Genomic DNA, 12,159 nt, shown 5'->3' on the forward strand with positions numbered 1-12,159 from the left:
AATGAAAAACTTCAAAATGAAACCAAAACTAATCGTCTTATTAGCATCAGCAATTGGTTTTTTAACCTTATCGTGGGGAATTGTTGGCCACGAACGTATTAACAAAGCAGCTGTAATGGCTTTGCCACAACATCTTAGAGTTTTCTTTTACAATCATATCGATTTTATCACTCAGGAAGCTTCTGTTCCGGATATTCGAAAATACGCTCTAAATTACAAAGACGAGAACCCAAGGCATTATTTTGATATGGAGAATTTTGGAGCTGTTGACAGTTTTCCTAAGACTTTGGAGGAAGCAAAGAAAAAGTACGATGCCAAATTTTTGAATGATAATGGAATTTTGCCTTGGTATATCGAAGATATGATGGTAAAATTGACTAAAGCATTTAAAGACAAAAATAGAGCAGAAATTTTATTTCTTGCAGCAGATTTGGGACATTATATCGGCGATGCTCACATGCCGTTGCATACCTCTGCCAACCATGACGGTCAATTAACCGACCAAAAAGGAATTCATTCTCTTTGGGAAAGCAGGCTGCCTGAATTATTTGCTAAAAACTACAAACTAAATGTTCCAGAAGCTCATTATTATGAAGATGTTCATAAAGCAACTTGGGATATGATTCATGATACGCATAGTCTGGTGAAACCTTTGTTGGATATCGATAAAAAATTGAGAACTTCAACTCCGCAAAATCAGGTGTTTAAAATGGATGCTGAAGGAAAAGTGATGAAAAGCAAATACAATACTGCTGTTTTCTCTGACCAATATGCTGAAAGATTACACAAAGAATTGAACGGAATGGTAGAAAGCCAAATGAAAAAAGCGATTACAGCTACAGCAAGTTTCTGGTATACTGCGTGGGTAAATGCAGGCAAACCAGATTTAAGTGATCTAGATTCGCCAGCGGTTACACAAAGAAACTTTCAGGCCTTAAAAGACGATGTACAGCTGTTTCAGAGCGGTAATCTTTTTGGAATGAAAAATCAGAATGATTAGATTTTGTTTCAGATTTTACTGAAACATTACAAAAAAACTCAAGTTACTAAGACTTGAGTTTTTTTGTTTTTAGTGAATCCTTGCGTATAACTTAGTATTTTTTTTGTTTAAACTTAAGTCATTAAACTGATAATCTTTTTCTTTTAATAAATAAGAAGCCGCTTGGTAGTATGAAATTGCATCATCGACTAAACTAGTTTTTTCTGATTTTAAAGGAATTTCGTCATAATAAATCTGACATTCAGGCGAGACATTAAGCTTTAGGTTTGGTTTGAGCTGAAATTGTTTTATTTCTTGTTTTGGTGACAAAACAGTCAGCACATCATCTTTTATCAATCCTAAGTCTTGATAAGTTGCAATTAGTGCTCTTGGCTGATAATCATCTTTAAGTACATCTTGTCCGAAAAATTTGCTTTCATAATCAAAATTCAGTAAACCGAACAAGGTTGGCATAAGGTCGATTTGAGACATTAATTTTGTGCATTTTTCAGCTTTTATATTTGGACTGTAAATCAAAGCAGGGATTCTGTATTTGTCCAGTGGTAGTTCTGTTTTTCCAGCACTTGAAGCGCAATGATCGGCTACAATTACAAAAACAGTATTTTGGTACCATGTCTGTTTTGCAGCCATTTCAAAGAATTTTCGCAAAGCATAATCGGTATATTTTACGCCGCCGTCACGAGATTTAATATTTCCAGGAATATCAATTTTATGGTTTGGATAAGTAAAAGGCCTATGATTACTAACTGTCATAATGTGATTAAAGAAAGGCTTGTGCTGCTTTGCTTCAGCATTCATAATTTTAATTGCTTTCTTGTACATGTCTTCGTCACAAACGCCCCACACATTTGAGAAGCTAATTTCGTCAGGATCGAAACTAGATTTATCAATAATCTGATAGCCGTTTCCGGAATAAAAATCCTTCATATTGTCAAAAAAAGCATCACCGCCGTAAAGGAATTTTACATTATATCCTTTTTCTTTAAAAACGGCACCGGTAGAAAATTTGTTTTTATTGTCTTCTCTTTTTACCACACTTTCGCCAGCCGTTGGAGGAAGACACAAAGTCACAGCCTCAAGTCCACGAACGGTTCTATTTCCTGCCGCATAAATATTGGTAAATGCAAGACTTTTTTGTGCTAAACTATCTAAGAATGGTGTAATGTTTTGTTGATTTCCGTACATTTTCATGAAATCTGCACTAAGGCTTTCAATGGTGATTAAAACTACATTTTTGCGTTTTTCGAGAGAATCATTTTTAACTTCATGTATAGTGTTAGTTCCTGAAATTGTAGGTAGTTGGTGTTTTAAAAGAGCAAATGCTTTTTGATTTGGAATGGTTTTATAGAATTTAAAATAATCAAGTTTGTTATTCTGAAAAGCCAGATAAAATTTGTAAATCCCGTTAGATTGTAATTCATTGACAAAAATATTTTTAGAATTTTCTGTTTTGGCTAAACTCGGAATTGCGAGTAAAGAGAAAGCAAACAAGGTACAGTAAACTGCAGAGATTTTTAGTTTTTCTGAAACACTTGGAATCTTATCGATATAGTTTCGGGAGTTTTTTACGATAAAGTACGTTATGATTGCAGTAATAGTAAATAGCACTGAAAAGATTGGGACAACAGGGTAAGATTGCATTATATTGCCAATAACTTCATTGGTATAAATCAAGTAATTAACGGCTATGAAATTGTATTTTACGCCAAATTCGTTCCAAAAGAAATATTCGCTTAAAGCATTTTGGAGAATCAGTAAAACGTATAGAAAGATTACAAAAGTAAAAAGCCAGAATCTGATTTTGTCACGATGTTTTGGAAGAAAAATAAATAGAGAACACAAAAACGTTTTAATTAAAACAAAAATTAATACGATTTTGGGTAAAGCGCCTCCATATTCGTCGAAAATGCTTTTTCCAGATGCAATATAAATGAGAAGCGCAATAAAACCTCCAAGAATGCTATATCCGTAAGGTTTGTTGTATTTGGAATTGGAAACAAAAATAAGATAGAGCCACAAAAATAACGAAGCCAACATAAATACAAAAAAATCCGAAATTAGGCCGAAGCTAAAGATTTTCAGGCTTTCAAGAAATGTAAATGAACTCTGCGTAATCGGATGAAATAGAAGCACTATCCTTAGGACGAAACTCACAATAAAGTACAACAGGGCCAGATTGTAAAAAGGCGAAAGTTTTTTGTAAAAAGTCATTATGAATATTTTTTTACAAAATTAATTTCGCTTGATTAACGACAGATTAAGTTTACTTTTGCCTTACTTAGAGTTGTCTTAATATTTGCTTAAGATGTTGATTTTCTTTAACTACGTAATTTTGGTTTTCATTTCTGTTTTTTAAATGTCCTATCTTTGGGGGCAAAAATCAATGCGAATCTCTTAATTTAATACGATAAATGCATATTTTAATAGTTGAGGACGAATTAGGTATTGTTCAATTTCTAAAACAGGGATTGCAAGAAGAAGGTTATCAGATAACTACTGCTGGCGATGGTTCAAAAGGCTTTGAGCTCATTCAAAACCAGAAGTTTGATTTGATTCTTTTAGACTGGATGCTTCCAAAAATTAACGGATTAGATCTGTGTAAAGCCATCAGGGTTAAAGATCAGCAGACGCCGATTATTTTTTTAACTGCCAAAGACACTGTTCAGGAAACTATTGAAGGCTTAAAAGCCGGAGCAAACGATTATATCAAAAAGCCATTTAGTTTTGAGGAGTTGGTGGAGCGCATTAAAGTTCATTTTAGGAACAAAAAACAGGCAGCAAACCTGACGCTTGGCAATATTACAATGGATTTGACCAGACACATTGTGCTAAAAGACAAAGAAGAAATAGCTTTGACACAACGTGAATTCGAACTGCTGGCATATTTAATAGAAAATAAGGGAAAAGTCTGTAACAGAAATCAGATATTGAGAGACGTTTGGGAAATCAATTTTGAATACGATACAGGAGTTATTGATGTTTTCATGAATGCAATTCGCAAAAAGCTCAATCTTAAAATCGAAGAAGATTATATAAAAACCGTTCGTGGCATCGGTTATATCGCAAACGATTAAAAATGAAGTCATTATCCTTTAAAAATAGAATTGCCTTAAATTACATTTTAACTACGGGGCTTTTAGTTTTGGTAGTTTTTTCTGCTATTTACTTTATTGTAAGACTGACTGTTTACACTCACATTGACGAGAACTTAAATATTGAAATTCAGGATCATTTAAAAGAAATCAAGGTAGAAAACGGAAAAGTGATTCTTATGGATGCCGAAGAATGGGAGGAACGAGAACATAATTCTGTAGATGTAAATCCTGTTTTTGTTCAGTTTTTAGATTTGAATAAAAGAATAATAGAGAAATCTCCAAATCTAAAGAATGAAAAATTAATTTTTCATGAAAGCAAAGAGTATTTTCAGCTTTTTGACACTAAATTATTGGGCAGTAAAATTCGCCAGATTCAGGTGCCGCTTCATGTAAAATCTCAGAAAATTGGTTACTTAATTATAGCAATGTCGCTTTCAGATTCGTCTAAAGTTCTGGATAATTTGATGGATACATTACTGATTGCTTTTCCGGTCATTTTGTTGATTTTATTCTTTCTTGCTAGATTTTTTGCCGGCAGAAGCATAAAACCGATAAACGATATTATTCAGACCTCAAAAATTATTACAAAAGACAATCTCAAAACAAGGATTCCGTTGCCAAAAACACGTGATGAATTGTTTATACTTTCTAAAACAATCAATAATTTGCTGAACCGAATTGAAGACGCCATAGAACGTGAAAAACAATTTACGTCAGACGCTTCTCACGAGTTAAGAACTCCTCTAACAGTTATTAAAGGAACACTTGAAGTATTAATTCGTAAACCTCGAGACAATAAGGAATATGAAGAGAAGATAAACTATTGCATTAACGAAGTAGATCATCTGAACTCTTTGGTGGATCAGTTACTTTTAATGGCAAGATTTGAAAACCAAAAACAAAATATAAATAGAGAAAACATCTATTTGAACGCAGCTGTTTTGGATGTCTTGACTCTGAATGGAGAGAAGATTAAAACGGCGAAAATCAATGTAATTTTAGAAGCGCAGGAAGAATTTTACGTTTATTCTGACAATTATTTAGTGGTCACTATTCTTCGGAATATTATCTCCAATGCTGTCAAATATTCTAATGAAAATACCGAAGTCAAAATTTCATTGACAAGGGAAGATGATCATATAATTTGTACTGTTTCAGATCAGGGAATCGGAATAGCAAAGAAGGATCTCGAATCTATTTTGATTCCGTTTTTCAGGTCAGACTCCTTAAATCACTCAGAAATCAAAGGAACGGGTCTCGGATTATTTATCGTCAAGCGAATGACAGATTTGCTTCAGATTAAGTTTAAAATCGAAAGCGAAATAGGAAAAGGTACAAAAGTAGTATTGGTTTTTGACGCAGATGATAATTCGTTAAAGTAATTTTAAATTTATTAAGCAAAATGGGGTCAAAACCGTTTTTTAACAATAAACTGCTGTTAAGTTAAAATAAAAATTGCTTTTTAATTATTTTATCTAGTATATTTGCAACCGAATCAAAGAAGTAAAAAACACAAATCATGATTTCATTTCAATTACATCATCATCATCTACATTATTGCTCTCAAGCGATGTGTTAATGGTATGCGTGTAAATCATCATATTTTAAAACCCGTTTGAGTACATCAAACGGGTTTTTTAATTCCACCTCTTTGTACTCAAACTATTAATCTAACAAACAACTAAAAAATGAGTACTTTAAAAATTGCAATTCAAAAATCAGGTCGTTTAAACGAAGACAGCATTCAAATTCTAAAAGACTGCGGTATTTCTATCAACAACGGAATCGATCAGTTAAAAGCAGAAGCTTCTAATTTTCCTCTTGAAGTTTTATATCTACGAAATTCAGACATTCCTCAATATTTAATCGACGGCGTTGTAGATTTGGCTATCGTCGGTGATAATCTTTTAGTAGAAAAAGGAAAAGGAATCGAAGTGGTTCAGAAATTAGGTTTTTCTAAATGTAAAGTTTCGGTAGCGGTTCCTAAAACATTCGAATACAATTCGGTACAGGATTTAGCAAATCTTCGTATTGCTACATCTTACCCTAACACAGTGAACGAATATTTTAGTAAATTCGGCTTAACTGTAGACATTCACCAGATTTCGGGTTCTGTAGAAATTGCACCAAATATCGGACTTGCAGATGCTATTGTAGATATTGTTTCGAGTGGAAGTACATTATTCAAAAATAACTTAAAAGAAGTTGAAGTTATCTTAAAAAGTGAAGCCGTTTTAGCTGTTTCTCCAAAAGTTTCTCCGGAAATCCAAAAACACATTGATACATTAAAATTCAGAATTCAGGCCGTTTTAAGAGCGAGGAATTCGAAGTATATCTTGATGAACGTTCCAAATGATAAAATTGACGCAGTTGGAAAAATCCTTCCGGTTTTAAGAAGTTTAACGGTTCTTCCATTAGCACAAGAAGGTTGGAGCAGTGTTCACTCTGTAATTGATAAGGATACTTTTTGGGATGTAATTGATCAATTAAAAGAAGTAGGTGCAGAAGGAATTTTAGTTTGTCCAATAGAGAAAATGGTACTATAAAGAAAAGAAATTCCAATATGAAAATTCCAAATTCCAGTAATCGAGTTTTAGACAACAGCTTTGCGAACTTTATTTTAGACAAAGAAAAAAAAGACCTTGCGCACTTTGCGATATAAATTTTAGACAAAGAATTGGAATTTGTAATTTAAAAATTGGGATTTAATATTTAAAATATTATGAATAAAATAGACAATCCAAAACCAGAAACCTGGTCAGAAATATTAAAAAGACCAACCAAGACTGTTGATGATATTGAGGTTACAGTAAAAGAAATCTTCAGAGAAGTTCAGAAAAAAGGAGATGAAGCTGTAGCAAAATACACTTCTATTTTTGACGGAATTTCATTAGAAAATTACGAAGTAACTCCAGAGGAAATCACAGAAGCAATTAATCTGATTCCGAGTGAATTAAAAGAAGCGATTGAATTAGCAAAAAACAATATTTATAAGTTTCACAAAGCACAGAAAACCGATAGAGTTGAAGTGGAAACTATTGAAGGTGTCAACTGCTGGCAGGAAAAAAGACCAATTCAGAAAATTGGTTTATATATTCCTGGCGGAACAGCTCCTTTGTTTTCAACGGTTTTAATGCTGGCTGTTCCTGCTGAAATTGCTGGTTGTAAAGAAATTGTATTGTGTTCTCCTCCTGACAAAAAAGGAAAAATTAATCCGGCTATTTTATACGCGGCGAATTTATGCGGTGTAACCAAAATTCTAAAAGTAGGTGGAATTCAGGCGATTGCCGGAATGACATTTGGAACACAGTCCATTCCTAAAGTATATAAAATTTTCGGGCCAGGTAATCAGTTTGTGACGGTGGCTAAGCAATTAGCGACTCAGTTTGGCGTAGCAATCGATATGCCGGCCGGGCCATCAGAATTATTAATTGTAGCCGATGATACTGCAGTTCCAGCTTTTGTAGCTTCAGATTTATTATCACAGGCAGAACACGGAACAGATAGTCAGGTACTATTAGTTTCGACTTCAAAAAAACTGATTGACGAAGTAGAAAAAGAAGTGCAAACACAGTTAGAAGTATTGCCTAGAAAAGCTATTGCAGATAAAGCGATCGAAAATTCGAAATTGATTTATGTACAAAACGATCAAACGGCTTTAGATTTAATCAATGAATATGGGCCGGAGCACTTTATTATCTGCTCGGAATACGATGATTTCTATTGCAACGGAATCGTAAATGCGGGTTCGGTTTTCATTGGAAATTATACTCCAGAAAGTGCTGGAGATTATGCTTCAGGAACAAATCATACGCTTCCAACCAATGGTTATGCGAAAAATTACAGCGGTGTAAATCTGGATAGTTTTATGAAATCGATGACATTCCAGAAAATATCTGAAAAAGGAATTCAAAATATTGGAAAAGCGATTGAAGCTATGGCTGAAGCCGAAGGATTGCAAGCGCATAAAAATGCTGTAACATTACGCCTACAGTCCTGCGAGGTTTCCAAAACCTCGTAGGTCTAAATAGATTTCCGATTTAGAAGCTTAATAAACAATACCTACAAGGTTTTGGAAACCTTGCAGGAATAAAGAAAATAAAATGAGTACGTTCGATATAAATACAATTACAAGAGAAAACGTAAAATCCTTAAAACCTTATTCTTCTGCGAGAGATGAGTTTGAAGATTTTGATACAGCCGATATGATTTTTCTGGATGCCAATGAAAATCCATATCAAAATGGGGTAAATCGTTATCCAGATCCACAGCAGAATTCGGTTAAAGCGATTTTAGCTAAAAATAATAACACCAAACAAAGTCAGATTTTGTTAGGAAACGGAAGCGATGAAGTTTTAGATTTGCTTTTCAGAGCTTTCTGTGAACCTAAAAAAGATAATATTATTTCGTTACCGCCTACTTATGGAATGTATGGTGTTTTGGCAAATATCAACGCAGTAGAAAACAGAGAAATTCTTTTAACTACAGATTTTCAGCCACAAGTTGAAAAGATTCTGGAAGCGGTTGATGAAAATACAAAAATCATCTTTTTATGTTCTCCAAACAATCCAACAGGAAATTCATTTTCAGATGAAAGCGTGGTGAAACTGCTTCAAAACTTTAATGGTTTAGTGGTGATTGACGAAGCTTATATTGACTTTTCTGAAAAAGAAAGCTGGCTGACAGAAATTGATGAATATCCAAATTTGGTCATTACGCAGACACTTTCAAAAGCATATGGTTTAGCTGGAATTCGTTTAGGAATTTGTTATGGTTCAGAGGAAGTAATTTCGATTCTGAATAAAATCAAACCGCCTTATAACGTAAACGAGCTAACACAGCAAAGAGCCAAAGAACGTTTAAAAGATTCAGAAAAAATAAAAGAAGAAATAGCTTCTATTATTGAGCAAAGGGAAGAATTACTTAAAGTTTTACTTGAAGTGAGTTTTGTCGAAAAAGTTTATCCAACAGAAGCTAATTTTATCTTAGCAAAAGTGGATGATGCCAATAAAAGATACGATCAATTAATAGAAAAAGGAATCGTAATTCGAAACAGAACAACACAGCCGTTATGCGAAAATTGTCTCCGTTTTACAATTGGAACAAAACAAGAAAATGCAGTTGTAATAAAAGAATTAAAGTTGTTGAGCTAAAAAAATATTAGCCACAGATTATAGATTAAAAAGATTTTTTATTCTGTTTGAGTTTATTTTTTCACCACGAATTACACAAATTAAATTAGTGAAAATTAGTGCAATTAGTGGCAAAAGAAAAATCCTTTTAATCTGTATGATCTGTGGCAGAAAAAATAAATTATGAAAAAAGTACTTTTTATCGATCGTGACGGAACGATTGTTTTAGAACCTGAAAATTATCAATTAGACAGTTTGGATAAATTGGAGTTTTACCCAAAAGCGTTTCAATATCTGGCTAAAATTGCTAATGAATTAGATTACGAATTTGCAATGGTAACCAATCAGGACGGATTAGGAACAGACAGTTTTCCAGAAGATACGTTTTGGCCAACGCAGAATTTTATCCTAAAAGCCTTTGAAAACGAAGGGGTTGTTTTTGATGAAATTTTCGTAGATAGAACTTTTCCTCACGAAAATGCGCCAACTAGAAAACCAAGAACCGGTATGTTGACGAAATATCTAAATAATCCAGAATATGATTTGGCTAATTCTTTTGTTTTAGGAGATCGTTTAACGGATGTTGAATTGGCTAAAAACCTTGGTGCCAAAGCTATTTTCATGAATAACACGGATGGAATTGGAAGCAATGAAATTTCAGGAAAACGAGAAGAATTGAACGAAACAATCGTTTTGCAGTCAATGGACTGGAAAACAATTTATGAGTTTTTAAAATTAGAAGCACGTTCAGCTTCCATTACAAGAAAAACAAACGAAACCGATATTTACATCAACTTAAATCTTGACGGAACTGGAAAAAGCAAAATAGATACCGGAATTGCCTTTTTCGATCATATGCTAGATCAAATCTCACGTCACGGTCAAATGGACTTAGAAATCCTTGTAAAAGGAGATTTAGAAGTCGATGAACATCATACAATCGAAGATACGGCAATTGCTTTAGGAGAAGTTTTTGCCAAAGCATTAGGAAATAAATTAGGAATTGAGCGTTACGGTTTCTGTCTTCCAATGGACGATTGTTTAGCGCAAGCCGCAATTGACTTTGGAGGAAGAAACTGGTTGATATGGGAAACGGAATTTAAACGTGAAATGGTGGGTAAAATGCCAACAGAAATGTTCTATCACTTCTTTAAATCATTTACAGACGGAGCAAAAGCAAACTTAAATATCAAAGCAGAAGGAATCAACGAGCATCACAAAATCGAAGCGATTTTTAAAGCTTTCGCGAAAGCCATAAAAGTAGCCGTAAAAAGAGATACCGAAAAAATGATTCTTCCTTCAACGAAAGGGATGCTTTAATGAATTTTGTTTCAGGTTTTTAACCGCAAAGAACGCAAAGTTTTACGCTAAAGTACGCAAGTTTCACACCAAGCTTTGCGAACTTTTTAAAGGTTTGCATAGAAAAAAATCTTGCGTTCTTTGCGGTAAAATTATACGCAAAGGTGAGCAACTTGAAACTTTAAACCTGAAACAAAACAAACAAAAAAATCAAATGAAAATAGTAATTATAAATTACGGAGCAGGAAATATTCAAAGCATCATGTTTGCTATTGAAAGATTGGGTTTTAAAGCTGTTTTGAGCAATAATCCAGATGAAATTAAATCGGCTGATAAAGTGATTTTTCCTGGTGTAGGCGAGGCGAGTTCGGCAATGAGTAAACTACGCGAAAGCGGTTTAGATAGTTTGATTCCGCAATTAAAACAGCCCGTTTTAGGAATCTGTCTCGGAATGCAGTTGATGTGCAACAAAACAGAAGAAGGAAATACAGAAGGTTTAGGAATTTTTGACGTAGATGTTTTAAAATTTTCCAACAACGTAAAAGTGCCACAAATGGGATGGAATCAGATTTATGATTTGAAATCGGATTTGTTTAAAGGGATTTCAGAAAACGAATTTATGTATTTGGTTCACAGTTTCTATGCGCCAAATTGCGAGTATGCAGTTGCTAAAACAAATTATGATGTTGAATATGCATCGGCTCTGCAAAAAGATAATTTTTACGGAACTCAATTTCACCCAGAAAAAAGTGGTGATGTTGGAGAAAAGATTCTAGGTAATTTTTTAAAAATGTAAGTTTTCAATATCAATCAAAATATCAAAAATCAATTTCAATTTTTAGAATCTAAAATCTAAAATCAGAAATTTAAAATAAAAAAGAATGAGAATAATACCAGCCATAGATATCATTGAAGGAAAATGCGTTCGTTTGTCCAAAGGTGATTATGATACCAAGATAATTTACAACGAGAATCCGCTTGAAGTAGCAAAATCATTTGAAGCACACGGAATTGAATATCTGCATTTAGTAGATCTAGATGGTGCAAAATCAAGCAAAATTGTCAATTATAAAATATTGGAGCAAATCGCAACACAAACCACTTTAAAAATTGATTTCGGAGGCGGATTAAAATCGGATGACGATTTGAGGATTGCTTTTGAAAGCGGTGCAAACCAAATTACTGGAGGAAGTATTGCCGTAAAAAACAGAGCAATTTTTGAAAAATGGATTTCAGAGTATGGTTCGGATAAAATCATTTTAGGCGCTGATGCAAAAGACGAAAAAATTGCGGTTTCTGGGTGGTTGGAAGAGTCAAATGAAGATTTAGTTCCTTTTATCCAAGATTATCAGTCAAAAGGAATTGATTATGTTATTTGTACGGATATTGCTAAAGATGGAATGCTTCAAGGACCAAGTTTTGATTTGTACAGCAAAATTTTGGCTGAAGCTAAAGGAATAAAACTAATCGCTTCGGGAGGAATTTCTACTTTCGATGAATTGCCAAAATTGGCTGAATTAGGCTGTGAAGGAACTATTATTGGAAAAGCAATTTACGAAGGCAGAATTACGTTAAAGCAACTCGAAAATTATATTTTAAATAAATAGATATTCCGCAAAGATGCACAAAGCAA

10 protein-coding genes are annotated in these 12,159 nt (G+C 33.5%); 9 read left to right on the forward strand and 1 reads right to left on the reverse strand.

The window, feature by feature from the left end:
* Position 1 precedes the first annotated feature (1 nt).
* A complete protein-coding gene (locus E0W73_RS13315) occupies positions 2-1,000 on the forward strand; it encodes a zinc dependent phospholipase C family protein (protein WP_135222569.1) in 999 nt (332 codons plus the stop codon).
* 69 nt (positions 1,001-1,069) lie between these two features.
* Here E0W73_RS13315 and E0W73_RS13320 read toward each other — a convergent pair whose 3' ends face one another.
* Positions 1,070-3,211, reverse strand: coding sequence for an LTA synthase family protein (locus E0W73_RS13320; RefSeq protein WP_135222570.1), 2,142 nt, complete (start codon positions 3,209-3,211; stop codon positions 1,070-1,072).
* Between the two features lie 200 nt (positions 3,212-3,411).
* On the opposite strand from E0W73_RS13320, the gene E0W73_RS13325 reads away from it, so the two are divergent.
* The 8 genes from E0W73_RS13325 to hisA all read left to right on the forward strand — a co-directional run bounded on the left by E0W73_RS13325 (position 3,412) and on the right by hisA (position 12,133).
* Positions 3,412-4,074, forward strand: a complete 663-nt coding sequence (locus tag E0W73_RS13325; RefSeq protein ID WP_135222571.1) for a response regulator transcription factor — start codon at positions 3,412-3,414, stop codon at positions 4,072-4,074.
* A gap of 2 nt (positions 4,075-4,076) precedes the next feature.
* Positions 4,077-5,477, forward strand: coding sequence for a sensor histidine kinase (locus E0W73_RS13330; protein WP_135222572.1), 1,401 nt, complete (start codon positions 4,077-4,079; stop codon positions 5,475-5,477).
* A gap of 306 nt (positions 5,478-5,783) precedes the next feature.
* Entirely contained in the window at positions 5,784-6,641 is an 858-nt protein-coding gene (hisG, locus tag E0W73_RS13335) for an ATP phosphoribosyltransferase (RefSeq protein ID WP_026729805.1), read from the forward strand.
* A gap of 176 nt (positions 6,642-6,817) precedes the next feature.
* Positions 6,818-8,116: a histidinol dehydrogenase gene (gene hisD / locus E0W73_RS13340; protein ID WP_135222573.1), complete on the forward strand. Its 1,299-nt coding sequence runs from the start codon at positions 6,818-6,820 to the stop codon at positions 8,114-8,116.
* Positions 8,117-8,198: 82 nt separating this feature from the next.
* Positions 8,199-9,248: a histidinol-phosphate transaminase gene (hisC, locus tag E0W73_RS13345; protein WP_135222574.1), complete on the forward strand. Its 1,050-nt coding sequence runs from the start codon at positions 8,199-8,201 to the stop codon at positions 9,246-9,248.
* A 162-nt stretch (positions 9,249-9,410) separates the two neighbouring features.
* On the forward strand, positions 9,411-10,547 hold the full coding sequence (gene hisB, locus E0W73_RS13350) for a bifunctional histidinol-phosphatase/imidazoleglycerol-phosphate dehydratase HisB (protein WP_135222575.1): 1,137 nt from the start codon (positions 9,411-9,413) through the stop codon (positions 10,545-10,547).
* A 193-nt stretch (positions 10,548-10,740) separates the two neighbouring features.
* Positions 10,741-11,322, forward strand: coding sequence for an imidazole glycerol phosphate synthase subunit HisH (gene hisH / locus E0W73_RS13355; protein WP_135222576.1), 582 nt, complete (start codon positions 10,741-10,743; stop codon positions 11,320-11,322).
* An 85-nt stretch (positions 11,323-11,407) separates the two neighbouring features.
* Positions 11,408-12,133 carry a 1-(5-phosphoribosyl)-5-[(5-phosphoribosylamino)methylideneamino]imidazole-4-carboxamide isomerase gene (gene hisA, locus E0W73_RS13360; RefSeq protein WP_135222577.1) on the forward strand — a complete coding sequence of 242 codons (726 nt, stop codon included), beginning with the start codon at positions 11,408-11,410 and terminating at the stop codon, positions 12,131-12,133.
* The last annotated feature ends 26 nt before the right edge of the window (positions 12,134-12,159 follow it).

Source organism: Flavobacterium foetidum, from assembly GCF_004634245.1.
GTDB classification, from domain to species: domain Bacteria; phylum Bacteroidota; class Bacteroidia; order Flavobacteriales; family Flavobacteriaceae; genus Flavobacterium; species Flavobacterium foetidum.

Coding starts and splice junctions, on each gene's coding strand:
- hisC (WP_135222574.1), top strand. CDS start 8,199: ATGAGTACGTTCGATATAAATACAATTACAAGAGAAAACGTAAAATCC.
- E0W73_RS13315 (WP_135222569.1), top strand. CDS start 2: ATGAAAAACTTCAAAATGAAACCAAAACTAATCGTCTTATTAGCATCA.
- E0W73_RS13325 (WP_135222571.1), top strand. CDS start 3,412: ATGCATATTTTAATAGTTGAGGACGAATTAGGTATTGTTCAATTTCTA.
- hisA (WP_135222577.1), top strand. CDS start 11,408: ATGAGAATAATACCAGCCATAGATATCATTGAAGGAAAATGCGTTCGT.
- E0W73_RS13320 (WP_135222570.1), bottom strand. CDS start 3,211: ATGACTTTTTACAAAAAACTTTCGCCTTTTTACAATCTGGCCCTGTTG.
- hisH (WP_135222576.1), top strand. CDS start 10,741: ATGAAAATAGTAATTATAAATTACGGAGCAGGAAATATTCAAAGCATC.
- hisG (WP_026729805.1), top strand. CDS start 5,784: ATGAGTACTTTAAAAATTGCAATTCAAAAATCAGGTCGTTTAAACGAA.
- hisD (WP_135222573.1), top strand. CDS start 6,818: ATGAATAAAATAGACAATCCAAAACCAGAAACCTGGTCAGAAATATTA.
- E0W73_RS13330 (WP_135222572.1), top strand. CDS start 4,077: ATGAAGTCATTATCCTTTAAAAATAGAATTGCCTTAAATTACATTTTA.
- hisB (WP_135222575.1), top strand. CDS start 9,411: ATGAAAAAAGTACTTTTTATCGATCGTGACGGAACGATTGTTTTAGAA.